Origin of the sequence: Hyphomonas sp. (genome assembly GCF_046313975.1) — a bacterium.
Lineage (GTDB): Bacteria > Pseudomonadota > Alphaproteobacteria > Caulobacterales > Hyphomonadaceae > Hyphomonas.
Map to the genome: position 1 here is coordinate 32,519 of NZ_JBKBXB010000017.1, position 23,683 is coordinate 56,201.

A 23,683-nucleotide genomic window follows, 5' to 3' on the forward strand; every position below is an offset into this window, starting at 1 on the left:
GGCAGCGGGCTGTTTGCCTTGTGCGCGAGTTCCCCTAGGATTTTTGCTGGTATTGCGGACTTGGTGTGGATGCAGAAGGTCGAGTTCAGAGGATTTGCCGGGCTCACCCTGACGGGGGAGGTGCGGGGCCATGCCGAAGACCCGCTCGTGGTGCTGCTGACCGAACGCGGTGACACGACAGGCATATGGGATGACCTGGCCGGATCGCTAGTGGGCGCCGGGCGGCAGGTGTTGCTGCTGGAAAAGCGCGGCGCGGGCGCCGCTGCTGCAGCCCACGGCGTGGCAGCGGAAGTGGAAGACCTGCGGGCCGTGCTCGGGCAACTGGCGTCGCGCCCCGTGGTGGTGGCGGGTGCCGGTGATGGCTGGATCGCGCTTCAGGCGCTGACGGAGGAAGCCGCGCAGCTGGTGACCGGGCTGGTGCTGGTCGCCCTGCCGGGCGAGGCTCGGGACGCTTCGCAGAAGGAGGCCCTGCGCCGGGCGAGCGAGACCTTCGCCGTGCCCGTGCTGTGCCTGACACCGGACGCGACCGCCGGAGATTTCGGCGAAGCGCTGAGCGCGATGCTGGTTGATTTCCTGGAAGCGCAAGTGCCGCGCGCCGCGCCGCAATTCCGGCAAGGCTCAGATGCACGCACGCTGCGCGATGCGCTCGGCTGTTTCGCAACCGGCGTGACGGTGGTGACGGCGGTGGGCGAGGATGGCGAGCCGGTGGGGCTGACGGCCAACTCCTTCACCTCCGTTTCGCTCGACCCGCCGCTGCTGCTGGTCTGTATCGCGAAGTCCGGCGCCAGTGCGGAAGTGCTGGCAAAGGCGCAGCATTTCGCGGTGAATGTGCTGCACATCGGCCAGCAACCCGCCTCGGCACGGTTTGCAACGCGCAACGAGAACCGGTTCGGCTCAACGCCATGGGCGCCGGGCCTGAACGGCGTGCCGGTGCTGACGAGTTCGCTGGCGACGTTCGAATGCGTGCGCGACGCCGTGCACGAGGGCGGCGATCACATCATCCTGGTGGGCCGCGTGGAGCGCGCGCAGTTCGAGCCGCGCCGCGATCCGCTGCTGTATTTCCGGGGTAAGTACCGGCGGCTCCATTTTACCTGAGGGCGGCGCGGCACTCGTAGGGCGGATTAGCGAAGCGTAACCCGCCATTTTCTTCCGCACCGGTGGATGGCGGGTTACAGCCTTCGGCCTAACCCGCCCCACGTTTCAACGGCTCGAAAACCGCCGCAACAGGTTTGCGATCGTCTTCGTCAGGGTCAGCATTTCCAGGGATTGCGGCGCGTGGGCCGGCGCCAGTGTGGCGCGGAGGTTTTCGAGGTCGAAGAGGATTTCGCGGGCGGCTTCGTCGGGCACGAGGCTTTCGATCCAGCCGACGCAGACGAGGCGTTCGCCGCGCGTGACATCGGCGACCTGGTGCAGGCGGGTGGTGGGGTAGAGGACGAGGTCGCCGGCGCCGGGTTTCAGGGACTGGGTGAACCCGGCATTTTCGATCTCGAGCGCGCCGCCGTCATAGTCGGCCGGGTCTGACAGGAAGAGGGTGAAGGAGAGATCGGTGCGCAGGCGCGCCTCGCCGGAACCCATCCACGGATTGTCGATGTGCATGCCATAGCCGCCGCCGGGGCCGGTCTTGCTGACGAGGATGGGCGAGAAGCGTTTCGGCTGGGCCGCTGCGATGAGGACCGGATGGGACTGGACGGCGGCGGTGAGCAGGTCGCGCAGCTTTGCGCCGGAGCGGGTGGTGAGATCGGCCTGCTGGTTGCGCTTTACGGAGCGGGCGACGGGCCCGGCGGTATCTGCCCCGTCGCGCCAGGCGAGGCCTTTGGCGAGGCGGCGGGCTTCGGCCAGCTGGTCTGCGGAAAGGACGCCGGAAAGGGTCAGCAGCATGGGGATTATTTCTGCGAATGAGTTGCAATTACGATAATTTGGCTTAGACCGGGGCGCAGCCAATTGGAAGGATTCTTGTCATGGAAATCAGGATGAAGCGCTGGGCGCAACTCGGGCTTGGCGCCGCAGTGGTGGCGGGCACGCTGGCGGGATGTGCCCCGGCGGCGGAGCAGGCGGCGGAGACGGCGCCGGTTGTTTCCAGTGATGCCGGTGCGGCCTCTGCGGGTGACGATGAGGCGCATGCCGCCGCCGCCGGGGAAGGCGAGGGCGGCATTGCCATTGAACTCGCGGCGACGGATTCGGTTGTCTATCACACGGCGCTGGCGGTGGCTGAGGCGCATGTGCTGGCGGCGCGCGACGCCTATGCGGCGGGCGAGAAGGATGCGGCGGCGGAAATGTTCGCGCACCCGGTTTCGGAAGTGCTGTTCGACCTGCAGCCGGTTCTGGAAGCGCGCGGTGTGGCGGATTTCAGCGATATGTTCAGCGCGGCTTCGGCCGGCGTGTTCGCGGGCGAGAGCGTGGATCAGATCAATCAGCGTACGGCAGATATCCTGGCAACGCTGAAGGCGGCTGCGGCGAAGGCGCCGGAGGACGGGCGCAGCGCGGCGGCGATTTCTGCGGCGGTGGTGGCTGATCAGGCAGAGCGCGCGGTGAACATGTATCGCGGGGCGTCGGCCTCCGGCCAGTATGAGCCGTATCTGGATGGCTATGGCTTCTACAAGACGGCGGAAGATGTGTTCGCAGCCTCCGGCGCGGCGATCGAGGCGGCGGATGCCGAGGCGGCGGCGGCGCTGCGCGAGGTACTGGCGCTGCTGGGCGCGGCTTACCCCTCGGCGGGGCGGCAGGCGGCGCTGGGCGCGGACCAGTCGGCCCTTACCGTTGCGGCATCGAAGGCTCTCCTCGCGACAGGCGGCTGACGCGCCGCTTGCCCTTTGGCGGGCGCGTGCCAGAGTTGGCGAAAAGCTGACGACGGCATGCGCCGCAAAGGGAGAGACACATGGCCGACCTCTTGCTCTACGAGCACCCGCTTTCGCCCTATGCGCAGAAGGTGAAGATCTCGCTGCGCGAGAAGGGTGTTGTGTTTCAGGTGAAGCTACCGGAAGGCATTGGCACCGGGGCGGCAGGCGGCGGTTTCAGCGCGGCGAACCCGCGCGGCGAAGTTCCGGCGCTGGTGCATGGCGAGACGGCGATTTTCGACAGCACGATCATTCTCGAATATATCGAAGACGTGTGGCCGGAGCCGGCGATGCTGCCGAAGGCGGCGGCGGAGCGTGCCCGTGTACGGATGATCGAGGACGTGATGGACACGCAGTTCGAGGCGATCACCTGGGGGCTGGGCGAACTCAACTTCTTCCGGCGGGCGGAAGGCGCGCTGAAGGAAGAGATTGAAGCGAAGGCCGCGGCGCAGGCGAAGGCGTTCTTCGCCATGCTGGAGAGCCATCTGGCCGGACGGGACTGGTTCAATGGTGCGGCGTTCGGCTGGGGTGACCTGAGCGTGATCCCGTATCTGAATGGTGCAGCGGGCTTCGGCATTGTGCCGGAGGCGGGATCGAAGCTGGCGGACTGGATGGCGCGGGCGAATGCGCGCGAGAGCGTGAGCCAGACGCGGGCAGAATCGGCGGCGTCGATTTCCGGCATGGCGCAGGTGGACAAGGCCGTGAAGGCGGGCCTGTTCAAACGTCAGTACAGGGATCACCGGCTGGAATGGATGATGAAATCTGGCGGTGCGGAGGTGGTGCTTGCGGGCATGCGCGACGGGACGATCCGCTTTACGGGACCTTGATCAGGGGGCGGGCTTCTTCGGGGGAAGGGGCTCGTCCGGAGAGATGAGGATGCGGGCGGCGGCGCCGTCGGGGTCGTCGAACTGGCCGGAGCGGACGGCCCAGAGGAAGCCGGCAAGGCCGGCAAAGCCCATCATGAGGGCAATCGGAATCAGGAAAACGAGACCGCTCATGTGGTGCGCTCCGCAGTGAGATTGAGCCTCAAGGCGTTGAGGCAGACGACGATGGAGGAGGCCGACATCGCGATGGCGGCGACGAGGGGCGTCGCGTGGCCGAGAATGGCGATGGGCACGGCGATGACATTGTAGACGGCGGCGAAGGCAAAGTTCTGCAGCATCACGGACTTAGCCGCGCGCGAGGTGCGGATGAGGCCGGGCAGGGCGGCGAGGCCGCCGGCATAAACGGCGTCGGAAGCCGACTGGCTGATGTCGAGCGCGCCGCCGGGCGCGGCGGAGGCATGGGCGAGGGCGAGGGCGGCGGCGTCGTTGAGGCCGTCGCCGACCATCAGCACGCGCTTGCCTTCGGATTGCAGGGCTTCGAGGCGGCGGACCTTCTCCTGCGGGGTGGCGGCTGCGGTCCAGTCGGCGAGGCCGAGGCGGGCGGCGGCGCTGGCAACGGCGGGGGCACGGTCGCCGGAGACGATCTCGGCGGTGATGCCGAGGCGCTGGAGGCGCGTGATGGTGGTGGCGGCGTCGGCCTGAAGATCATCTTCGAAACGGAAGAGGATGGGGGCGTCTGATCCGTACACGAACCAGAGGGCAGGGCCGCTGGTTTGGGTGGCGGGCGCGCCGGTCCATTCGGCGGAGCCGAGGCGGCAGTGTACGCCGTCTAGATAGCCTTCGAGGCCGAGGCCGGCGGTTTCCTTCACGTCTGAGGCGAGCGGGCCGGGGCCGGCTTCCTGCGCGAGGGCGCGGGAGAGCGGGTGGCGGCTGGCGCGGGCGAGGGCGGCGGCGGCGGTGAGGTGCGCAGACGTGAAGCCTTCGGGCACGAGGCGCGGGGTGCCGAGGGTCAGCGTGCCGGTCTTGTCGAAGATGATATGGTCGCAGGCAGCGATGCGCTCGAGCGCATCGCCGGATTTGAGGTAGACGCCGGAGCGGAAAAGGCGGCCGGCGGCGACGACCTGCACCACCGGCGCAGCGAGCGCGAGGGCGCAGGGGCAGGTGATGATCAGCGTCGAGACGGCGATCAGGATGGCTTCGCGCGCGCCAAGGCCGAGCAGCAGCCAGCCGATGAAGGTGAGCAGCGCCGTCGTGTGGACGATGGGGACATAGAAGGAGACGGCCTTGTCGGCGATCCGGCGATAGGTGGAGCGTTTCTGTTCGCCGGCTTCGAGCATGCGGGCGATGTCAGAGAGGAGAGAGTCGTCGGCTGTGGCCGTGGCGCGGCCAGTGATCGGCTGGGTCAGGTTCACGCTGCCGGCCATCAGCTTCATGCCGGTAGTGGCGAAGCGCGGCAGGCTTTCGCCGGTGACGAGGCTCTCATCGATTTCGGACGCGCCGGACTCGATGTCCATATCGACGACGGCGCGTTCGCCGGGGGCGAGGAGGATTCGGTCGCCGGGACGGATGTCGGCGGGGCGGGCGGGCTGCGGGATACCGTCCGTACCGAGACGGGTGACAGTGCGATTGGCGAGGGCGGCAAGGTCGCGCGCGGCGGCGTAGGCGCTGCGGCGGACGCGGGCATCGAGAAAGCGGCCGATCAGCAGGAAGAAGAGCAGCATGCAGGCCGCGTCGAAATAGGCATGTTCGCCGCCGCGGATGGTTTCGGTGACGCTGACACTGAAAGCGAGGATCAGCGCGAGCGAGATTGGCACGTCCATGTTGGTGCGCCCGCGTTTCAGCACGGCGAGCGCGGAACGGAAGAAGGGCTGGCCGGAGAAGAGGAGCGTCGGCAACGCGATCAGGCCGGAGATAGCATGGAGGCCCTGACGGGTAGCTTCGCCCATCTCGCCGTGACCGCCCCAGACCGAGACCGAGAGCAGCATGATGTTGGCAGTGGCGAAGCCGGCAACGCCCATGGCGAGGAGGAGGTTGCGTTCTTCCTTGCGGTGGGCGGTGTCGCCTTCGGACGTGTCGAGCGGGGCGACGCCGTAGCCGAGCGCAGTGACAGCATCCGAGACTTTCTGCGGATCGAGGCTGCCCGTCCATTCGACATCGAGGCGGCCATTGGAGAGGTTCATGCGCGCCTGTTCGATGCCGCCCAGGGCGCTGACCGCGCCTTCGATGCGCGAGAGGCAGCCGCCGCATTTTGCGCCGCGCACGGTGAGCGAGAGACGGCTGCGATTGCCCGTTCGGCGGACGAAGGCTGCGGGGTTGACGGCTGCGTCTGCGCTGGCGGGCGCAAGGCCGCTGGGACAACCGGCAAGGGGCGGGGCGGCGGTGGTCATGGGATCAGGAATTCCCGTTCGGCTTCAAAGTCGGCGCCTTCGTGTTCTGTATCGATGTCGGCGGTAAGACGGACGGTCCAGATGCCGGGATGGATGCCGGTGATGTCAGCGGCGTATTCGCCGGCGCTAATGGGCTGGAGATCCAGAAGGAGATCCATGGCGCGGTCTGCCGGATGGCGCAGGTAAGCCGTTACGCTGCTGGCGGAGAGGGCGGCGGCATCCTTCGTCAGCAGGCGGACATGAATCCGTCCGCCTTGCGAGGTGCCTACGAGCCCGATTTCGGCGGCCCAGCCTTTCTCCTGCTGCAGGCTGCGGCGCGCGAGCGCGGAGTTGTAATCCAGGCCGGCGGCGTAGGATTTTTCGACATCCTCGCCCGGGAATGTCGTGATGGCAGTCCACAGGAAAATGCCGTTGACGATAAACATGAAGCCGAAGAAGGCGAGGAACCAGAGAAGGGCGTGCCAGGCCTTGAAAGGACCTCTGCCGTCTGCCTGTTCTGCGAGCGTTGTGGACATCAGTTTCCTCCGAGGATGAAGGCGGCGTCAGCGTCGACGCGTTCGCCGGTTGCGGTGTCGGTGACGACAACGTTCAGGAGCTGGCGGTGGGCGGTCTGGCCAGCCGGGGCGGTGACCAGCAAGCGGAAGCGGTTGACGCCGTAGGCCTCGGTCGTGAGGGTCAGCGTTTCACCCGCGGCGGCGGGGCCGACGCCGACAATCTCGAACTCTGCGTCTTCGATGCCGGAGACGGCCACGGTGACAGACCGGGCGTCAGAAGCCTTGTTGACTAGTTTCAGCGTGTAGCCGTTGCGCACCCGGCCATCCGACAGCTGGATGTAGGGCGGCGAGCGATCCTTGAGAACGTTGAATTCATAGGTCGATTTGGCGAGATAGGCCCAGAGCAGGAGCGATCCGATAAGCGCGATCATGACCGTATAGAGAACGGTGCGTGTACGGATCAGGTGGTAGGCGGGCTTGCTGCCCGCTGCGCGGGCGGTGACAGCGGAGTCGGTATCATAGGCAATAAGGCCAGTCGGGCGGCCGATCTTGCGCATCATGTCGTCGCAAGCATCGATGCAGAGCGCGCAATGGATGCATTCCAGTTGCGCGCCGTCGCGGATGTCGATGCCCATCGGGCAGACCTGGACGCACTGGTTGCAGTCGATACAGTCGCCGCGGCCTTCCCAGCTTTCGCCCTTGCGATGGGGCGCGCGGGGTTCGCCGCGGTCGTAGCGGTAGGTGACGTTGAGGGCGTGCTCGTCGGTGAGCGCGCCCTGAATGCGGGGCCAAGGGCAGAGATAGGTGCAGACCTGTTCGCGCATCGTGCCGGCGAGCATGTAGGTGGTGAAGGTGAGCAGGGCGGCGAAGAAATAGGCCGTGAGCGGAGCTTCACCGATGAAGAAGGTGCGCGCGATGGTCGGCGCGTCATGCCAGTAGAGGATGAAGGCGCCGCCGGTGGCGAAGGCGATCAGCAGCCAGACGGCATGCTTGCCGAGCTTGCGCCAGGCCTTGTTGAAACTCATCGGCGCCTTGTCGAGGCGCATGCGGGCGGCGCGGTCGCCTTCGAAGGCGCGCTCGACCCAGATGTAGAGGTCGGTCCAGACCGTTTGCGGGCAGGTATAGCCGCACCAGACGCGGCCGAGCAGAGAGGTGACGAGGAAGAGGCCGAGCGCGGCGAGGATCAGGAGGCCGCCGAGGAAATAGATTTCCTGCGGCCAGATCTCGAGGAAGAAGAAGTAGAACTTCTCTCCGTCGAAGTCGGCGAGCACGGCCTGATCCGGAATGCCGTCGCCGCGCGGCCAGCGCAGCCACGGGATCAGGTAATAGATGCCGAGGGTGACCGCCATGACGGCCCATTTGACCAGCCGGAACTTGCCATGGGCGAGCTTTGGATAGATCTGGTGGCGCTTCTCATACAGCGAAGGGGGGCGCTCTTTCTGCGGAGCGCCCCGGTCGTTGGAGGATATGAGGGTGACTTTCGTCACTTCTCGCCTCCCCCCAGAGAGTGGACGTAGACCGCGAGCGCCTTGATCGTCGTATCGTCAAGCCGTCCCTGCCAGGCGGGCATGTGGGCATTACGGGCGTTGTAGATCGTCTGCTGGATGTCGCGGGGCTCGCCGCCGAACAGCCATTCATTGTCGGTCAGGTTCGGCGCGCCGAGCTGGCGGTTCCCCTTTGCGTCCGTGCCATGGCAGCTTGAGCATTGCTGGGCAAAGATGGGCGCGGCGCGCGAGACGGCGGCCGCATTGGCGCTGCGGCCCGACACGCTGAGGACATACTGCACGAGATCGTCGATCTCTGTGCGTGACAGGAGGCCGTCGCGGCCGAAGGCGGGCATGGCACTGAGGCGCGTGTCCGGGTCTTCCGTGTGGCGGATACCGTGGCGGATGGTGGTCTCGATCCCGTCGAGCATGCCGTCCCACAGCCAGATGTCGTCGGCGAGCATCGGATAGCCCTTCGCGCCGCGTCCGCCGGCGCCGTGGCAGGTGGCGCAATTGTCGCCGAAAGCGCTCTCGCCCATCGCGAGGGCGAATTGCTGGATCGAGAGATTGCTCTCGATCTCGTCGAGCGAGGCGGTTGTCAGCTGGCTGGCGGCAGCAGCGCGCTCGGCGCGCAGCTTGGCCATGTCCTCGGCGACGAGCGCGCGGTCGGAATGGCCGCGCAGGCCGGGCGTGTTGGTCATGCCGGTTCCCGGCAGGGCGGGGATGGCGGGCATGAAGATCATGTAGATCACCGCCCAGATAATCGTGCCGTAGAAGACGAATAGCCACCAGCGCGGCAGGGGATTGTTCAGCTCCTTGATGCCATCCCAGGTGTGGCCTGTGGTCTCGACACCGGAGGCTTCGTCGATTTCCTTGTGAGTGTCAGACATCGGAAGGATCCCTTTCTTCGAGGGGAAGGTGGGCGGCGGCGCGGAACTTGTCCTTGTTGGACGGCCAGACCGCATAGGCGACTGCGACGAGGAACATCAGGACGAAGAGTCCGAGGCCCCAGGTCTGCGCGAAGGATGAGAGGGTTTCGTACATGGTTTCCTCCTCAGCGGCGGTTGCTGAGATCGTTGGCTTCGTAGGTCGAGAAATCGACGAGCGTGCCGGTCATTTGGAGATAGGCGATCAGGGCATCCATCTCGGTGACGGGGCCTGCCGCGCGGTCGAAGTTCGAGACTTTCACGGTGCCCTTGCGGCCGGCGGCCTCTTCGTAGCGGGCGATGAGGGCGTCTTCGGCATCAAAGTCCGCGCCGGGATTTGCCTGAGCAAGGAGATCGGCCTTGGCGGCGGAAATCATGTCGTCCGTATAGGGAACGCCTGCAAGACGGAGAGTCTTCAGATGGTCTTCGATGTCGTCATAGCGCAGCTTTTTCTTCGCGAGGAAGGCGTAGGGCGGCATGATCGAGTCCGGAACGACCGATTTCGGGTCGATCAGGTGGTCGAGGTGCCACTCGTCCGAATACTTGCCGCCGACGCGGGCAAGGTCCGGTCCTGTGCGCTTGGAGCCCCACTGAAAGGGGTGGTCGTACATGCTCTCCGCGGCGAGCGAGTAGTGGCCGTAGCGTTCGACCTCATCGCGCAGCGGGCGCACCATCTGCGAGTGGCAGGTATAGCAGCCCTCGCGGATATAGATGTTGCGGCCCTTCAGTTCGAGCGGCGTGTAGGGGCGCATGCCCTGCACTTTCTCGATCGTGTTCTCGAGATAGAACAGGGGGGCGATCTCCACGATGCCGCCGATGGCAACAACGATCAGGATGCCGACGGTAAGGAGCAGCGAGTGACGCTCAAGCGTCTGGTGTTTATCCATGATAGCCATGTTCAGGCTCCTTACTCAGCGGGCTGAAGGGCAGGGGTTTGAGAAGGCTGGGAGTCGCGGGCTTCGCCGTGTCCCATCGCCGTGCGGATGAGGTTGTAGGCCATCAGCAGCGCGCCAGTCAGGTAGAGCGCACCGCCTGCGGCGCGGACCGCATACATGATGTGCTTCGCCTTCACGGTTTCGATGAACGCGTATTCGAGGAAGCCGAACTCGTTATAGGCGCGCCACATGAAGCCTTCGGTGATGCCGGCCACATACATCGCGACGATGTAGAAGAGGATGCCGAGTGTCGCGAGCCAGAAGTGCCATTCGACGAGGGCCTTGGAGTAGAGCGACTTGCGTTTCCACAGCCAGGGCGTGACGCAGTAGAGCGCGCCGAAGCTGATGAAACCGACCCAGCCCATCGAGCCGGAGTGGACGTGGGCAATGCCCCACTCAGTGTAGTGCGACAGCGAGTTGACGGCGCGCACGCTCATCAGCGGGCCTTCGAAGGTCGACATGCCGTAGAAGGCAAGCGCGACGACCATCATGCGCACGACCGGATCGGTGCGCAGCTTGTCCCACGCGCCGGACAGGGTCATCACGCCGTTGATCATGCCGCCCCAGCTGGGCATCCACAGCATCACCGAAAACACCATGCCGAGGGTCTGCGCCCATTGCGGCAGGGCGGTGTAGTGCAGATGGTGCGGGCCGGCCCAGATGTAGATGAAGATCAGCGACCAGAAGTGCACGATGGAGAGGCGGTAGGAATAGACCGGCCGGTTCACCTGTTTCGGTATGAAGTAGTACATGATGGCGAGGAAGCCGGTGGTGAGGAAGAAACCCACCGCGTTGTGGCCGTACCACCACTGCGTCAGCGCATCCTGCACGCCGGCAAAGAGGATGTAGCTTTTCGAGCCGGAGAAGCTGACCGGGATCGCCAGGTTGTTGACGATGTGCAGCATCGCGATAGTGACGATGAAGGAGAGGTAGAACCAGTTCGCCACATAGATGTGCGGCTCTTTCCGTTTCCACAGCGTGCCGAGGAAGACGAGAAGATAGGCGACCCAGACGATGGTGAGCCAGAGGTCGGCATACCATTCCGGTTCGGCATATTCCTTGGACTGAGTAACGCCGAGCAGGTAGCCCGTGCCGGCGATGACGATGAACAGGTTATAGCCCCAGAAGACGAACCACGGCCACAGGCCGCCCGCGAGCCGGGTGCGGCAAGTGCGTTGCACGACATAGAAGCTGGTGGCGATCAGCACATTGCCGCCGAAGGCGAAGATCACGGCCGAGGTGTGCAGCGGGCGCAGGCGACCGAAATTCGTCCAGCCGAATTCGGGGAAATAGAACAGGTTCGGCCAGGTCAGCTGCAGGGCGATGATCAGGCCGACCAGGAAGCCGGCAATCCCCCAGAACATGGCCGCGGCAACGCCGAACTTGACGATGGTGTCTTCGTACATCGCGGGGTCGAACGGGTTGCGGCCATTCAGGCCCCCGGCCCAGATGCCGGTGACGAACAGGCCGGTGACGGCCAGGAAGAAGAAGATCCAGGCATGGGCGGCCATCATCGGGTCGGCGGCATTGGCGGCGATCAGAAGGACGCCGAAGGCGACCGCGCCGACAAAGACAGCGACCGTTCCGATGCTGACGCCGGGCCCCGATCCGGCCGGTGTCTGACTAAGTGTGCTCATATGAGCCCCCTGTTTCGAGTGAGGTTGTCGAGTCGGCCGATAACTGCCGGAGGGGCGTCCTGATCAGTATAAGGGGAAGTACGGATGGGCTTGCCTGTCGCACCGGGACAAACCGGCAGGCGTGAACAAGGAGACCCGCTATGTGGCGATACCTGACCGCCGGAACCCTGCTGCTGGTTACCGGCGCCCTGAAAATGACCGGAGAAGTGCGGCTGATGGGCCGGGCCCCGACGCTGGAAGATTACCTCGCCTTCCGCTGTGGCGCCGGTGATGAGGCTGCGCTGGTCACGGCGCATGGCGACCTCGCCTCGGTGCTGTTTCATTGCTGGGGCTGCTATGCGATGGCCGCAGGCGCTGCGATCTTGGCGGCAGGCCTGATACGGCAGGCGGCGTCTGCCCGGCTTGCCGCGCGGCGCTGAGGCGGGCATTGAGTGCGGGTCACTCAGGAAACGCAGGATGACCGATAAACCCCGGACCACCCATGTGCCGCTCAATGAGCTGGATGAGCAGGGCCGCAAGCTGCATTTCCGGTCGATCCTCGATTCGGTGCCTGATGCGATGATCGTGACCGACGAATCCGGGGTCATGCTGGCCTTCAGCCGGGCAGCGGAGGCGCTGTTCGGTTACACGCAGCAAGAGATGCTGGGCCAGCCCGTCAATGTTCTGATGGCCGGGCGCGACCGGGCGAACCATGACAATTACATCGGCAACTACATGACCACCGGCAAGCGCCAGATCATCGGCATAGGCCGGGTGGTGATGGCGGCGAAGGCGGATGGTACCCTGTTTCCGATTGACCTGAAGATCGGCGAGGCGCGCATCGGCGAACATTTCCTGTTCACGGCCTTCATCCGTGACCTGACGGAGCAGCAGCGCGCCGAGCTGCGTATTCAGGAGATGCAGTCCGAGCTCGTGCACTTCTCGCGCCTCAGCGCCGTTGGCACGATGGCCTCGGCGCTGGCGCATGAACTGAACCAGCCGCTGACAGCGGTGGCGAACTATCTGGAGGCGAGCCGCGACCTGCTCGATTCGCCCGACCCGGAGACTAAGGAGATCCTTCGCGAAGCCTTGTCGGAAGCCGCGCGGCAGGCCGTGCGCGCCGGCGAGATCGTCCGCAAGCTGCGCAGTTATGTGTCGCGCGGGGAAGTGGACATGCGCACGGTGCACCTGCGGCCGTTGCTGCTGGATGCGATCGCGCTTTCAAGGATTTCCCGGGACCATGCGGATATTCCGGTCAATCTGGAGCTGGCCGTTGCCGATCAGCGCGTGCAGGCCGATCCGATCCAGGTGCAGCAGGTGGTTATCAACCTGATCCGCAATGCGATGGACGCGATGGACGGGGTCGACGATGCCCGGATCCGTGTGCGGACGTTGTCGCCGGATGAGGCGGGATTTGTCGCCATCGACGTGTGCGACAACGGCCCCGGCCTGCCGGCCGAAATGAAAGAGGCGATCTTCAAGCCTTTCGCGACGACAAAATCGCAGGGCATGGGGCTTGGCCTCTCGATCTGCCAGACGATTGTAGAAGCTCACGGCGGAGAGATCCGCGCCATTACGCCGCCGGAGGGGGGAACCTGTTTCCGGTTCACACTGCGCGCAGACACAGGTAAAACTTGATCATGACCGAGGCCCGCCTCATCCATCTGGTAGACGACGACGAAGCGATCCGCCATTCGGCAAGCTTCATGCTGCGCCATGCCGGATTCCGCGTGAAAACCTATCCCGACGGGGTGGCGTTCCTGGCGCAGGTCGACGCGGCAGAGCCCGGCTGTATCCTGCTGGATGTCCAGATGCCGGGCATGGACGGGCTGGAGGTTCAGGAAGAGCTCAAGACGCGCGGCGTGGCGATGCCGGTGATCGTGCTGACCGGGCATGGGGACGTGGGCGTGGCCGTGCGCGCGATGAAGGCGGGGGCGGTCGATTTCGTCGAGAAGCCCTATGCCAAGCAGAGCCTCGTGGACGCGCTGACCCGCGCCTTCGAGCGGCTGGAAGCGCGCCGGCGGGAAGACGTGCTGGCGGACGAGGCGCGCGGCCTCGTCGAACGCCTGACGCCGCGCGAGAAGGATGTGCTGCTGGGCCTGGTTGACGGACAGACGAACAAGGCGATTGCCGAGGCGCTGGATATTTCTCCGCGTACGGTCGAAATCCACCGGGCCAACCTGATGGAAAAGATGGAGGCGGCGAGCCTGTCCACCGTGCTGCGCATCGCCTTCGCGGCAGGCATCGGCCGCTGACCCGTTTCCGGGGTTTTACCTAAAGACAACACGGTTTCGCGCGACATAAACTCAGACTTCGAACCAATCCGGCTGACGCTTCATGGCATTACCCCTGACCCAGAAGACCGAACGGCGCGTAGCGCTCGTTGACGACAGCCCGGCTGTCCGGCAGTCGCTGAGCATGCTGCTGAAGAACAGGGGGTATGCTGTCGACTCCTTCAGCGGGGCGGGCGAGCTTCTGAGTGCTCTCGAGGAAGGGGCGTTCGACATATTCGTCCTCGATCTGAAACTGCAGGAATCGAACGGCATCGCCCTGCTCTCCGCCATCCGCAGCAGGGGTATCGCGGCGCCGGCGATCCTGATCACGGGATGGGAGGCGGGCATTGCCGACAAGCAGGCCAGGGATGCAGGCTTTGAGGGCTTTGTGAGAAAGCCGATGCTCGAGACATCGATCGTGGATGAAGTCCGCCGCCTCGTCGGCCCGCCGGGCCCCGTTTCCTGACGAAGCGTTAACAGGCGGGTCAAAATCGTCCGTGCACGGCGAAGCGGGTGCAAACCAAAGTGTGACACAAGGAGGGCTGCCTCCAGATCACACGGGTTGCCTATGTCCGCTCTTGAACGTCCCCAGCATCAGCCGCAGCGCGCGGCGCCGCACCGCAAATGGTTCAATCCGGAAGCGGCCGCATTCGAGGACGGGCTGCAGGACTTCACGCCGGAACGGATCGAGGACATCGTCTGTGCGGGCGCGGGCCTGTTCGGGAATAGTCCATTCCTGACGACGGTGCTGCCGAATGGCATGTCTGCAACGCTTTCATTCAAACAGGTGGAGCAGCAATCCGGATATCTCGCGCGTTATTTCCGCGAAACGCTGAACCTTGCGCCGGGCACCGTCGTGGCCGTGCAGTCGCCGAACTGTATCAGCTATGTGGTCTGCCTGCTGGGCATCCTGCGTGCGGGCCTCGTGCTGTCTAACGTCAATCCGCTCTATACCGAGGCCGAAACCCGCCGCCAGCTGCGCGACTGCCGCGCGCGCGTGCTAATCGGCTCGACCCTGTTCGCAGATACAATCGAGCGCGCCGTTGAAGGCACTGAAGTGCAGCATGTGATCTCCGTTTCGCTGACGGATTTCTTCCCCGCATTCCAGCGCGCCGGGCTCGATTTCCTGCTCAGCAAGGTGAAGCGCATGGCGCGGCCTCTGGAAATCCGCCATGTCAAGATGCAGGAGGCGCTGTCCGTAGGCGCACAATATGGCTGGCCCGTGGAGCAGTACACGAGCCGCCTGCCGTCCGGCCGCGACACGGTCTACCAATATTCCGGCGGCACGACGGGCACGTCGAAAGGCGTGCGCCTGTCGGAAGCCAACCTCATCACGAATATCGACCAGTTCGTCGCGCTCGCGCCCGGCCTGAAGGACCTGCGCGGCGAGACGATGCTGCTGGTGCTGCCGGTCTATCATGTGTTCGGCCTGTTCGCGTCGATCATCGCGTTGCGCAATGGCGTGCATGTTGTTCTGGCGCCGAGCCCGCGGCCCTTGTCGAACCTGAAGAAGGCGTTCGAGAAGTTCCGTCCGCGCCTGTTTCCGGGCGTCAACACTCTGTTTTCAAAGCTGATGGAAGAGCCCTGGTTCAAGGCTTCGCCGCCGGAGCTGATGCTGACCATCTCCGGCGCCGCCGCGCTTGATCCGCAGATCGGCCAGCGCTGGCAGGAGATGACCGGCTCCGAGATCATCGAAGGCTACGGCATGACCGAGGCAACGACGCTGCTGGCGATCAATCCGCCGGATGCGCGCAAGCGTCCCGGCTATGCCGGCTTGCCGTTGCCGGGCACGGAGATTGCGATCTTGAGGGACGATGGCAGCTTCGCCGATGCCGGAGAGGTTGGCGAGATTGTTGCCCGCGGCCCGCAGCTGATGTCGGGCTATCTCCACCGTCCGGATGAGACGAATGCCGCCTACCTGAACGGCTGGATGCGCACGGGCGATATCGGTGTTCTGGATACGGACGGTTACCTGAAGATCGTCGACCGGGCCAAGGACATGGTGCTGGTCGGCGGGTTCAACGTGTTCCCGAACGAAGTGGACGAAGTGCTGAACGCGTGCCCCGGCGTGCTGGAAGCGGCAAGCGCAGGCATTCCGGTCGGCGGTTCGGAAGAGGAGCTGCACGCCTTCGTCGTGCGCCGCGATCCGTCGCTGACCGCCGCCGATGTTATGGCTCACTGCAGCCAGCACCTGACCGGCTACAAGCGCCCGCGGAAGATCCATTTCGTCGACGAGTTGCCGAAATCGCCTATTGGCAAGATCCTGCGCCGCGAGCTGCGTGTGATGGTGGCGAAACCCGCCGCCTGATCGTCAGAGGAAGGTCTTCAGGTCTGCCACGAACCGGTCGAACTGGTCGTGATGCAGCCAATGGCCAGCATTCTCGTAGACCTTCACCTGCGCATTGCGGAAGTGCGCAATGCGGCCATCCTTTTCGGGATTTGAGGCCCAGCTGTTGGCGCCGTAAAGCAGCAGCGTCGGGCAGGTGATGTCGCGCCAGAGCGCATCAACCTCTTCCTGTGGCAGGTCATACGGCACCATGACGCGGAAGTGGTTGTCGAACTTCCAGGAATAGGTGCCGTCCTCGTTCTGGCTGATGCCGTGGATGGTCAGGTGGCGGGCTTGCTCGTCACTGAGATAGGCGTTCTCTTCCTTCATCCGCTGATAGGCTTCCTCCAGCGATGCGTAGCGCTTCGATACGCGGCCCGCGGCGGCGCGTTTTGCCTCGATCCAGTCGCGCATCCTCTTGCCGATGGGCGCGCTCATCCGCTCCTTGAGCATCTTGGGCGACGGGCCGAGCCCTTCGATGGCGACGATCTTGCGGACGTTTTCCGGATAGATGCCGGCATAGCGCAGGCAGATGTTGCCGCCATAGGAATGAGACACGATGGTCACCGGGGCGAGCTGCTTCTGGTGGATCAACTGGGCAATGTCGTAGACGCAGGAGCGGATGGAATAGTCGCCATCTGCCGACCAGCTGCTGTCGCCGTGGCCGCGCAGGTCCGGGGCGATGACGTGCCAGTCCTTGCTCAGTTCCTCGGCCACCCAGTCCCAGCTGCGGCAATGGTCGCGCCCGCCATGCACCAGCAGCAGGGGCGGCGCATCGGCATTGCCCCAGTCGACATAGTGTAGGCGCAGGCGCTGCGAGATATAGCTATGGGATGTCGGTCCTGTGATCATACCCTCAGATAAGACCGCCCGGCGCCCAGCGTCCAGAGGCCGCGCCGGGTCACCCTGCGCGACCCGTTGCAAGACCGGGGAAGACAGGTAGGCTGGCATCAGAGACTGGCGCGGCAAAGCCCAGCATTCCGGGGAGGATATCATGTCGAGATTTCTGGCGGCGGCCCTGACAGCGGCGCTGTGTGTATCGTGTTCCTCCACCGAGGCGCCGGTTAGCTACGAAAAGGGCAAGGCAACCGCCTTGACGCTGGCTGCCAACGCGGCTTTCTCCGAAACCCTGCCCTGGAGCGATACGAGCGAAGCGGACCTTGCAGACCGGGGGTTCATTGCCACGCTGGCCGACCCGGTAATCCGCGCTGCCGATGGCCGGGTTGTGTTCAACGCCGATGCGTACAGCTTCGCCGATGGCGACCCAGCCGACACGATGAACCCGAGCCTCTGGCGGCATCTGAGCCTGCTCAACAATCACGGCCTGTTCGAAGTTGTGCCCGGCCTCTGGCAGGTGCGCGGGCTCGATATCTCGGTGATGAGCATTATCGAGGGCGAGACAGGATACATCATCGTGGACCCGCTGACAGCGACAGAAACGGCGGCCGCTGCAATGGGCCTCGTGCGCGAGCATATCGGTGACAAGCCAATCCACGCGGTCATCTACACGCACAGCCACGGCGACCATTTCGGCGGCGTCAAAGGTATCGTCAGCGATGCGGATGTGGCCGAAGGCAGGGTGCAGATCATCGCGCCGGACGGGTTCATGGAACATGCCGTCAGCGAGAACCTGATCGCCGGTCCGGCAATGAGCCGCCGCGCCAACTACCAGTTCGGCACACGCCTGACGCCGGGTCCGGCCGGGCAGGGCGGCGCAGGCATCGGCACGGGCCTTCCCAGCGGCAGTTTCAGCCTGATTGCACCGACACGGACGATTGTGGAGACGGGCGAAATCCTCGTCATCGACGGCATCGAGATCGAATTCCAGGTCACGCCCGGAACGGAAGCACCGGCGGAAATGAACTTCTACCTGCCGCACTTGCGCGCGCTCTGCCTTGCGGAGAACGCCAACCCCACGATGCACAACGTGCTGCCGCCGCGCGGTGCGCTGGTGCGCGATTCCAAGGCCTGGGCGGATTACCTGACAGAAGCGATCCATCTTTATGGTCCGCGTACGGATGTGATGTTCGTCTCGCACGGCTGGCCGCGCTGGGGGCAGGCGGAGGTGATCACTTTCATGGCCTCGCACCGCGACGCCTACAAATACCTGCACGACCAGACCGTGCGCCTGATGAACCAGGGTTATACTGCGCCGGAGATTGCCGAGGTGATCGCGCTGCCGCCGGAGCTCGCCTCGAAATGGTACAATCGCGGCTATTACGGCACGATGGCGCACAACTCGAAGGCGGTCTACCAGCGCTATCTCGGCTGGTATGACGGCAACCCGGCAAACCTCAATGCGCATCCGCCGGAGGAATCGGCCAAGCGCTATGTCGCCGCGATGGGCGGCGCGAAGAAGGCGCTGAAAGTGGCGCGCGATGCCTATGCCGAAGGTGACTATCGCTGGGCCGCGCAGGTGGCGAGCCATATCGTGTTTGCGGACGATGCCAATGCGGATGCGCGCGCCGTGCTCTCCGCGGCGTTCGAGCAGTTGGGTTTCCAGGCCGAAGGCTCGCTCTGGCGCAACATGTACCTCACCGGCGCGGCTGAAGCGCTCGCGCTGCCGGAGGCGGCGTCGGTGACGACGCTGTCGCCGGATGTCGTCTCGGCGATTACGGTCGAGCAAGTGTTCGACATGCTGGCGATCTGGGTAGATCCGGCGAAGGCGGCGGGCGTTTCTGTTTCTCTGGCGTTTGTGTTCCCGGACCTTGGCGAGACGCGTGCGGTGTCGATCCGCAACTCCGTGCTGGTACACGAGCCCGGCACTGGCAAGCCTGCCGATGTCACCATGACGATGCCCAAGGCGGCCTTCCTCGGCATGATCTTCGGGGGGCAGAAAGCCGCTGACCTTGTTCAGGCGGGCGCACTGAAGATGGAGGGTGACCCGCTTGCGGCGGCCGGCTTCATGGCGGCGCTCGACCCGCCGGCGCCGCCCGCGCCGTTCCCGATCGTCACGCCGTGAGGCTTACTTCGTGCAGTGGGCGTTGAAGGACGCGACGTCGGCGTTGAACTGCTTCAGCGTTGATTGCAGGGCCAGCTCATCGCGGGCAAGCTGCTTGCGCGCCTCTTCGTAGGCGAGCTTTTCGCGGTCAGTGGCCTCGGCATGGCGCGCGGAAACCAGCCGGTGGATTTCGGCATCCTCCCAGGCCTGTCCGGCAAGCTCGACGGCCTCAGCGGACGCATCGCGCCGGGTATGCAGCACGTCAATGTCGGCCTGGCGCGGCACGAGGCTCGCCTGCATGGCCTTGCAGGCCGGGTCGGCCTTGCCATTGGCGAAAGCCGGGCCGGCGACGGCGGCGGCGCAGAGGGTCAGGGCGAGAAGGGTGCGGATCATGCGGGTGTGTTTTCCAGAGAACTGCGGCAATAATCCGGCACGGCGATGAAGGCTGCATGAACATGCTGCAATTGGCGCAGATGCGGCAGGATCAGCCCGGCGGCGGCATGCGGTTGCGTTGGAATGTCACCGAATCGATGAGACCGAACACGGCGGCAAAATCATCGATCAGCTCGCGCACCCGGTCGGCGCTGTCGAGCGGCTTGAACATCGAACCCGGCTCGAACAGGTTACCGCCCTGCACGGTGACGAACATCTCGCCGCCATCGAAGGCCGCCTTCAGCTTGCCGCCCTTGAACGTCTTTTCGAGGTCCACCAGTTTCTGCATGAAGTCCGGCGTCAGCAGGTAGCGGCTCTCCACCTGATCGGTCGTGTAGACTTCGAAAATCTTCTCGAACACCGGGTCTTCCAGTGTGGCGCGCTGCATGCCCTTGCCGCCGCCGAAGCGGTTGAAGAATCCGGCATCCCGCGTGATCAGGGTGCGGCCATAGAAGGTCTTGTGAAAGTCGAGCCGCAGGCACTGGCCCCTGAATACGGTTACCCAGGTTGTCTGTGTACGGCCTTTCGAGTCGGTGGTCGTGCGCTTCTCTTCAAGGTGTGCTTCGAACAGCTCGAAATCCACTTCGCCGCGCCGTCCGGTCAGCAGGTCTTCATACTTGGACCGGTCCCAGCCCGGCACGACACCGACATCCTTGTGCTTGTAAATTGACTCGCAGGTTCCGGGCGAAGGCTCGAAGGCGAGCTTCAGCTCGCGTGCGATTGGTTGCACGATAAGGTGCTTGGCCTCGCCCGCCAGCTTCATGATGCCCATATTGCCCCAGCCGACGACACCGAAGCCGATGATCGCGACGATGATCGACACGACCGGCATCTTCAGGATGGCCAGGCCCAGGATGACCCCGCCGACGACAATCGCCCCGCCGATCCAGCGGGTCTGGATCGCCTTCTTCGCCGCCGCCACGCGCTCGGCTTCACGCTCCAGCAGGGCAGGGCGGATTTCCCGCTCGAAGATCTGGTCAAAGCCGCGAAACTCCGGTGGCAGATCGCCAAGAGGGCCAGAGCCTGCCGGATCGCCGTTCGCCATGTGTCTACCCCCGAGTCTGCACCGCAGGGCAGCTTAGAGCCTGAAATCCCATCCCGGAAGGCCCCGGTCAGATATCGGCGTAGACATGGCCTTCGCCGGCAAAGCCCGGATGCGTCACCGCGCCTTCATGCGCCGGGCCGACCAGCTTCGCGAACTTCTGCAGCGCGCCCGAGCCGTACATGGTCTTGCGCGGTTTCCAGCTTTTCCTGCGCTCAGCCAGCTCTTCCGGCGACAGCTGCACGTCGATGGTGCCTTTGACCGCGTCGAGGTGGATGATGTCGCCGTCGCGGATCAGGCCGATGGGGCCGCCTTCCTGCGCTTCCGGGCCGACATGGCCGACACAGAAGCCGCGCGTTGCGCCGGAGAAGCGCCCGTCGGTGATCAGCGCCACCTTGTCGCCCATGCCTTGGCCATAGATCGCCGCCGTCGTCGACAACATCTCGCGCATTCCGGGGCCGCCCTTCGGGCCTTCATAGCGGATGACCAGCACGTCGCCTTCGCGGTAGTTCCGGTCGCGCACCGCTTCGAAACAGGCCTGCTCGCCATCGAACACGCGCGCCGGGCCGGTGAAGGTGAGGTTCTTGAGGCCCGCCACTTTCACGATCGCGCCATCGGGTGCCAGCGTGCCCCAGAGGCCGACAACGCCGCCGGTCGGCGTGATCGGATCGGTGGCCGGGCGGATGACTTTCTGGTCCGGGTTCCAGACCACATCCTTCAGGTTTTCCGCCACGGTCTTGCCAGTCACGGTCATGCAGTCGCCGTGGATATAGCCCGCTTCATACAGCGTCTTCATCAGCATCGGCACGCCGCCCGCTTCGCCGAAATCCTTGGCGACATAGTCGCCGCCCGGTTTCAGGCTGGCGATGTAGGGCGTCTTGGCGAAAATCTCGGCGACATCCTTCAGCGAGAACTGCACACCGCACTCATGCGCCATAGCTGGCAGGTGCAATGCCGCGTTGGTTGAGCCACCCGAAGCCGCCACGACCACCGCCGCATTCTCGAACGCCTTGCGTGTGCAGATATCCCGTGGGCGGATATTCTTCTCCAGCAGGTTCATCACCGCCTTGCCGCTTTCGACGCAATATTCGTCGCGCTCCAGATACGGCGCCGGCAGCGCGGAGGAGAGCGGCAGGGCGAGGCCGATGGCTTCCGACACGCAGGCCATCGTGTTTGCCGTGAACTGACCGCCGCACGCGCCGTCGCCGGGGCAGGCGAGTTTTTCCAGCGCTTCCAGTTTCGCTGTCGTCATCTCGTTGGAGCCCGCCGCATGTGCGCCGACGGCCTCGAACACGTCGAGCACGGTCACGTCCTTGCCCTCGAACTTGCCGGGCATGATCGAGCCGCCATAGATGAACACGCTCGGCACATTCAGACGCAGCATCGCCATCATCATGCCGGGCAGGGACTTGTCGCAGCCCGCCACGCCGACCAGCGCGTCATAGGAATGGCCGCGGATGGTAAGCTCCACCGAGTCCGCAATCGCCTCCCGGCTCGCCAGCGACGAGCGCATGCCCTCATGGCCCATCGCGATGCCGTCCGTCACCGTGATGGTGCAGAACTCGCGCGGTGTGCCATCTGCGGCTTTCACGCCCTGGCTCGCCGCATGCGCCTGGCGCATCAGCGCCGTGTTGCAGGGCGCGGCCTCGTTCCAGCAGGACGCCACGCCCACGAAAGGCTTTTTAATGTCCTTCGTCGACAGCCCCATCGCGTAGTAATAGCTGCGGTGCGGCGCGCGCTCCGGGCCTTCGGTAACGTGGCGGGAGGGCAGGCGGGATTTGTCCCAGGTCTTGGTCATTGCGGCAGTCTCACTCTATGCAGCCGGACGGTTAGCGCGGCCCATGCGCCCTGTCATCCCTTCCGGCAGGTCAGATGCACGTTAGTGAACGAAGCGGTCGTGCTTCTCAGCCTTGCCCGCCAGCCTGAAGATAGGCTCAGCCTCTGCAGACGGGCTCTGCAGCAGCTTCGCCGCCGCCTTGCCCACAGCCGGCCCGTGCTTGAACCCGTGCCCGGAGCCCATTCCCACCAGCAGCGCATTCGCCCATTGCGGATGCCGGTCGATCAGCAGGTCGCCGTTGGAGCTGTTCTCATACTGGCAGACCCGCGTCTCGGAGAGCGGCGCATCCTTCAGGCCCGGAAAGCGCTGCCCCAGATACGCGCGCACCTGCGCCAGCGATGTAGCGTCCGTCAGCCGGTCATTGGTGTCGGGGTCGACATAGGCCCCGTGCACATCATTCGCCACCTTGAAGCCGCGGCTCTCAAGGTCCGGGAATCCATACATCACCGTCTCGCCGAAGAAGTCGATCCAGCCCGGCATCGCGGGCATGCTGTAGCGCGTATCCCCGGCCTGCGGACGGAAGAAGAAGATTTCTTGTTTCGTCACGAACAGCCGCTTGCCGATAACCTCCGGGAACAGCTTGCCGAGCCATGGTCCGCAGGCGAATACGAACTCGCCCGCATACAGCGTTTCGCCCGCCGCCGTTTGCAGCGAGTCCAGTCTCTCACCGCCCTTCGGTGGCAGGATCGCGGCCTTGCGATAGGTGCCGCCATTGCGGACGAACTGCTCCACAAGAGTGGCGACGCTGCGCCGCGCCATCAGCGCGCCGAAATCATTCTCCAGCAGCGCAAACTTCACACCGCTCCAGTCGATCTGCGGCCAGCGGCGGCGAAGTTCTTCCGGCTCGATGCGTTCGGTGCGCAGGTTCAGTGCGCGCATCGTCTGATAGCTGCCAGTGGCGTATTCGCTCTCCTGATCGAAGAAGACCAGCACGCCGGCATTGTGGAACAGCGGCAGGTCCTGGTCCTTCGACAGGCGTTTCCATTCCTCCAGCGACTCCGCGGCCATCTCGGAATAGCGTCGGCTGGTGCCATAGCCCGCCCGCGTCAGCCGGGACTCGCCGCCGGATGAGGCGCGCGCGTGCGCCGGGCCCCAGGCATCGACCAGTTCCACCTTGCGCCCGGTCCGGCGCAGCATCTCCGCCGTCCAGGCCCCGAAAACGCCGGCGCCGACAACAATCGTATCCGGCGCCCGGGCCGTGCCCGTCGTCGCGCAGGACGCCGCCAGCGGAACAGTTGCCATGGCCCCCAGAACCTCCCTCTTGGTCAGTTTCATTGCCCGGTCTCCCTCCAACCCGTACCAGTTTAGGCCGGGTCAGAGGAGTGTGTAAGC

23 protein-coding genes are annotated in these 23,683 nt (G+C 64.8%); 9 read left to right on the forward strand and 14 right to left on the reverse strand.

Annotated elements, in window-relative coordinates:
• Nucleotides 1–69 precede the first annotated feature (69 nt).
• Nucleotides 70–1,095 (forward strand): flavin reductase, encoded by a 1,026-nt coding sequence (locus ACK4TE_RS08045; protein WP_409910979.1) that lies wholly within the window; start codon nucleotides 70–72, stop codon nucleotides 1,093–1,095.
• 105 nt (nucleotides 1,096–1,200) lie between these two features.
• On the opposite strand, the gene ACK4TE_RS08050 is transcribed toward ACK4TE_RS08045, so the two are convergent.
• Nucleotides 1,201–1,878, reverse strand: a complete 678-nt coding sequence (locus ACK4TE_RS08050) for a Fe2+-dependent dioxygenase (RefSeq protein ID WP_409910980.1) — start codon at nucleotides 1,876–1,878, stop codon at nucleotides 1,201–1,203.
• Nucleotides 1,879–1,958: 80 nt separating this feature from the next.
• Between ACK4TE_RS08050 and ACK4TE_RS08055 the strand changes: the two genes are divergently transcribed.
• Entirely contained in the window at nucleotides 1,959–2,795 is an 837-nt protein-coding gene (locus ACK4TE_RS08055) for a hypothetical protein (RefSeq protein WP_409910981.1), read from the forward strand.
• An 80-nt stretch (nucleotides 2,796–2,875) separates the two neighbouring features.
• Nucleotides 2,876–3,661, forward strand: a complete 786-nt coding sequence (locus ACK4TE_RS08060) for a glutathione S-transferase family protein (protein ID WP_409910982.1) — start codon at nucleotides 2,876–2,878, stop codon at nucleotides 3,659–3,661.
• On the opposite strand, the gene ccoS is transcribed toward ACK4TE_RS08060, so the two are convergent.
• From ccoS to ccoN, 8 genes are read right to left on the reverse strand one after another with little or no spacing between them, the layout of a single operon-like run.
• A complete protein-coding gene (gene ccoS / locus ACK4TE_RS08065; protein ID WP_409910983.1) occupies nucleotides 3,662–3,832 on the reverse strand; it encodes a cbb3-type cytochrome oxidase assembly protein CcoS in 171 nt (56 codons plus the stop codon).
• Complete coding sequence (locus ACK4TE_RS08070; RefSeq protein WP_409910984.1) at nucleotides 3,829–6,045, reverse strand: heavy metal translocating P-type ATPase; 2,217 nt, start codon at nucleotides 6,043–6,045, stop codon at nucleotides 3,829–3,831. The genes ccoS and ACK4TE_RS08070 overlap by 4 nt, the downstream gene beginning before the upstream one ends.
• Nucleotides 6,042–6,560, reverse strand: a complete 519-nt coding sequence (locus tag ACK4TE_RS08075; protein ID WP_409910985.1) for a FixH family protein — start codon at nucleotides 6,558–6,560, stop codon at nucleotides 6,042–6,044. The genes ACK4TE_RS08070 and ACK4TE_RS08075 overlap by 4 nt, the downstream gene beginning before the upstream one ends.
• The gene (gene ccoG, locus ACK4TE_RS08080) at nucleotides 6,560–8,026 is read right to left on the reverse strand and encodes a cytochrome c oxidase accessory protein CcoG (RefSeq protein ID WP_409910986.1); all 1,467 of its coding nucleotides are present in this window, start codon (nucleotides 8,024–8,026) and stop codon (nucleotides 6,560–6,562) included. The genes ACK4TE_RS08075 and ccoG overlap by 1 nt, the downstream gene beginning before the upstream one ends.
• The gene (gene ccoP / locus ACK4TE_RS08085) at nucleotides 8,023–8,913 is read right to left on the reverse strand and encodes a cytochrome-c oxidase, cbb3-type subunit III (RefSeq protein ID WP_409910987.1); all 891 of its coding nucleotides are present in this window, start codon (nucleotides 8,911–8,913) and stop codon (nucleotides 8,023–8,025) included. Before ccoP ends, ccoG begins: the two co-directional genes overlap by 4 nt.
• Entirely contained in the window at nucleotides 8,906–9,067 is a 162-nt protein-coding gene (locus tag ACK4TE_RS08090) for a cbb3-type cytochrome c oxidase subunit 3 (protein WP_409910988.1), read from the reverse strand. The genes ccoP and ACK4TE_RS08090 overlap by 8 nt, the downstream gene beginning before the upstream one ends.
• Nucleotides 9,068–9,077: 10 nt before the next feature.
• The gene (ccoO, locus tag ACK4TE_RS08095; protein WP_409910989.1) at nucleotides 9,078–9,845 is read right to left on the reverse strand and encodes a cytochrome-c oxidase, cbb3-type subunit II; all 768 of its coding nucleotides are present in this window, start codon (nucleotides 9,843–9,845) and stop codon (nucleotides 9,078–9,080) included.
• Nucleotides 9,846–9,856: 11 nt separating this feature from the next.
• Nucleotides 9,857–11,521, reverse strand: a complete 1,665-nt coding sequence (gene ccoN, locus ACK4TE_RS08100; protein WP_409910990.1) for a cytochrome-c oxidase, cbb3-type subunit I — start codon at nucleotides 11,519–11,521, stop codon at nucleotides 9,857–9,859.
• Between the two features lie 140 nt (nucleotides 11,522–11,661).
• Here ccoN and ACK4TE_RS08105 point away from each other — a divergent pair, with 140 nt between their 5' ends.
• The 5 genes from ACK4TE_RS08105 to ACK4TE_RS08125 all read left to right on the forward strand — a co-directional run bounded on the left by ACK4TE_RS08105 (nucleotide 11,662) and on the right by ACK4TE_RS08125 (nucleotide 16,081).
• Nucleotides 11,662–11,940: a hypothetical protein gene (locus tag ACK4TE_RS08105; protein ID WP_409910991.1), complete on the forward strand. Its 279-nt coding sequence runs from the start codon at nucleotides 11,662–11,664 to the stop codon at nucleotides 11,938–11,940.
• 37 nt (nucleotides 11,941–11,977) lie between these two features.
• Nucleotides 11,978–13,138 carry a PAS domain S-box protein gene (locus tag ACK4TE_RS08110; RefSeq protein ID WP_409910992.1) on the forward strand — a complete coding sequence of 387 codons (1,161 nt, stop codon included), beginning with the start codon at nucleotides 11,978–11,980 and terminating at the stop codon, nucleotides 13,136–13,138.
• Between the two features lie 2 nt (nucleotides 13,139–13,140).
• Nucleotides 13,141–13,755: a response regulator transcription factor gene (locus ACK4TE_RS08115; RefSeq protein ID WP_409910993.1), complete on the forward strand. Its 615-nt coding sequence runs from the start codon at nucleotides 13,141–13,143 to the stop codon at nucleotides 13,753–13,755.
• Between the two features lie 82 nt (nucleotides 13,756–13,837).
• Nucleotides 13,838–14,239: a response regulator gene (locus ACK4TE_RS08120; RefSeq protein ID WP_409910994.1), complete on the forward strand. Its 402-nt coding sequence runs from the start codon at nucleotides 13,838–13,840 to the stop codon at nucleotides 14,237–14,239.
• Between the two features lie 102 nt (nucleotides 14,240–14,341).
• Nucleotides 14,342–16,081, forward strand: a complete 1,740-nt coding sequence (locus tag ACK4TE_RS08125; protein WP_409910995.1) for an AMP-binding protein — start codon at nucleotides 14,342–14,344, stop codon at nucleotides 16,079–16,081.
• A 3-nt stretch (nucleotides 16,082–16,084) separates the two neighbouring features.
• On the opposite strand, the gene ACK4TE_RS08130 is transcribed toward ACK4TE_RS08125, so the two are convergent.
• On the reverse strand, nucleotides 16,085–16,951 hold the full coding sequence (locus ACK4TE_RS08130) for an alpha/beta fold hydrolase (protein WP_409910996.1): 867 nt from the start codon (nucleotides 16,949–16,951) through the stop codon (nucleotides 16,085–16,087).
• Nucleotides 16,952–17,093: 142 nt separating this feature from the next.
• On the opposite strand from ACK4TE_RS08130, the gene ACK4TE_RS08135 reads away from it, so the two are divergent.
• Nucleotides 17,094–19,061: an alkyl/aryl-sulfatase gene (locus ACK4TE_RS08135; protein ID WP_409910997.1), complete on the forward strand. Its 1,968-nt coding sequence runs from the start codon at nucleotides 17,094–17,096 to the stop codon at nucleotides 19,059–19,061.
• 3 nt (nucleotides 19,062–19,064) lie between these two features.
• Here the strand turns inward: ACK4TE_RS08135 and ACK4TE_RS08140 are convergent, their stop codons facing one another.
• The 4 genes from ACK4TE_RS08140 to ACK4TE_RS08155 all read right to left on the reverse strand — a co-directional run bounded on the left by ACK4TE_RS08140 (nucleotide 19,065) and on the right by ACK4TE_RS08155 (nucleotide 23,626).
• Nucleotides 19,065–19,433 carry a hypothetical protein gene (locus ACK4TE_RS08140; protein WP_409910998.1) on the reverse strand — a complete coding sequence of 123 codons (369 nt, stop codon included), beginning with the start codon at nucleotides 19,431–19,433 and terminating at the stop codon, nucleotides 19,065–19,067.
• Between the two features lie 91 nt (nucleotides 19,434–19,524).
• Complete coding sequence (locus ACK4TE_RS08145) at nucleotides 19,525–20,517, reverse strand: DUF3137 domain-containing protein (protein WP_409910999.1); 993 nt, start codon at nucleotides 20,515–20,517, stop codon at nucleotides 19,525–19,527.
• Between the two features lie 67 nt (nucleotides 20,518–20,584).
• Complete coding sequence (gene ilvD, locus ACK4TE_RS08150) at nucleotides 20,585–22,312, reverse strand: dihydroxy-acid dehydratase (RefSeq protein WP_409911000.1); 1,728 nt, start codon at nucleotides 22,310–22,312, stop codon at nucleotides 20,585–20,587.
• Nucleotides 22,313–22,393: 81 nt separating this feature from the next.
• Nucleotides 22,394–23,626: an FAD-dependent oxidoreductase gene (locus ACK4TE_RS08155; protein ID WP_409911001.1), complete on the reverse strand. Its 1,233-nt coding sequence runs from the start codon at nucleotides 23,624–23,626 to the stop codon at nucleotides 22,394–22,396.
• Nucleotides 23,627–23,683 lie beyond the last annotated feature (57 nt).

Excerpts from the sequence above, each read along its gene's own strand:
- ACK4TE_RS08055 (WP_409910981.1), top strand. The coding sequence starts at position 1,959 with ATGGAAATCAGGATGAAGCGCTGGGCGCAACTCGGGCTTGGCGCCGCA.
- ccoO (WP_409910989.1), bottom strand. The coding sequence starts at position 9,845 with ATGGCTATCATGGATAAACACCAGACGCTTGAGCGTCACTCGCTGCTC.
- ACK4TE_RS08145 (WP_409910999.1), bottom strand. The coding sequence starts at position 20,517 with ATGGCGAACGGCGATCCGGCAGGCTCTGGCCCTCTTGGCGATCTGCCA.
- ACK4TE_RS08120 (WP_409910994.1), top strand. The coding sequence starts at position 13,838 with ATGGCATTACCCCTGACCCAGAAGACCGAACGGCGCGTAGCGCTCGTT.
- ilvD (WP_409911000.1), bottom strand. The coding sequence starts at position 22,312 with ATGACCAAGACCTGGGACAAATCCCGCCTGCCCTCCCGCCACGTTACC.
- ACK4TE_RS08090 (WP_409910988.1), bottom strand. The coding sequence starts at position 9,067 with ATGTACGAAACCCTCTCATCCTTCGCGCAGACCTGGGGCCTCGGACTC.
- ACK4TE_RS08060 (WP_409910982.1), top strand. The coding sequence starts at position 2,876 with ATGGCCGACCTCTTGCTCTACGAGCACCCGCTTTCGCCCTATGCGCAG.
- ACK4TE_RS08110 (WP_409910992.1), top strand. The coding sequence starts at position 11,978 with ATGACCGATAAACCCCGGACCACCCATGTGCCGCTCAATGAGCTGGAT.
- ACK4TE_RS08075 (WP_409910985.1), bottom strand. The coding sequence starts at position 6,560 with ATGTCCACAACGCTCGCAGAACAGGCAGACGGCAGAGGTCCTTTCAAG.
- ccoN (WP_409910990.1), bottom strand. The coding sequence starts at position 11,521 with ATGAGCACACTTAGTCAGACACCGGCCGGATCGGGGCCCGGCGTCAGC.
- ccoP (WP_409910987.1), bottom strand. The coding sequence starts at position 8,913 with ATGTCTGACACTCACAAGGAAATCGACGAAGCCTCCGGTGTCGAGACC.
- ACK4TE_RS08105 (WP_409910991.1), top strand. The coding sequence starts at position 11,662 with ATGTGGCGATACCTGACCGCCGGAACCCTGCTGCTGGTTACCGGCGCC.
- ACK4TE_RS08070 (WP_409910984.1), bottom strand. The coding sequence starts at position 6,045 with ATGACCACCGCCGCCCCGCCCCTTGCCGGTTGTCCCAGCGGCCTTGCG.
- ACK4TE_RS08045 (WP_409910979.1), top strand. The coding sequence starts at position 70 with ATGCAGAAGGTCGAGTTCAGAGGATTTGCCGGGCTCACCCTGACGGGG.
- ACK4TE_RS08140 (WP_409910998.1), bottom strand. The coding sequence starts at position 19,433 with ATGATCCGCACCCTTCTCGCCCTGACCCTCTGCGCCGCCGCCGTCGCC.
- ACK4TE_RS08130 (WP_409910996.1), bottom strand. The coding sequence starts at position 16,951 with ATGATCACAGGACCGACATCCCATAGCTATATCTCGCAGCGCCTGCGC.
- ACK4TE_RS08155 (WP_409911001.1), bottom strand. The coding sequence starts at position 23,626 with ATGAAACTGACCAAGAGGGAGGTTCTGGGGGCCATGGCAACTGTTCCG.
- ACK4TE_RS08050 (WP_409910980.1), bottom strand. The coding sequence starts at position 1,878 with ATGCTGCTGACCCTTTCCGGCGTCCTTTCCGCAGACCAGCTGGCCGAA.
- ACK4TE_RS08125 (WP_409910995.1), top strand. The coding sequence starts at position 14,342 with ATGTCCGCTCTTGAACGTCCCCAGCATCAGCCGCAGCGCGCGGCGCCG.
- ACK4TE_RS08115 (WP_409910993.1), top strand. The coding sequence starts at position 13,141 with ATGACCGAGGCCCGCCTCATCCATCTGGTAGACGACGACGAAGCGATC.
- ACK4TE_RS08135 (WP_409910997.1), top strand. The coding sequence starts at position 17,094 with ATGTCGAGATTTCTGGCGGCGGCCCTGACAGCGGCGCTGTGTGTATCG.
- ccoS (WP_409910983.1), bottom strand. The coding sequence starts at position 3,832 with ATGAGCGGTCTCGTTTTCCTGATTCCGATTGCCCTCATGATGGGCTTT.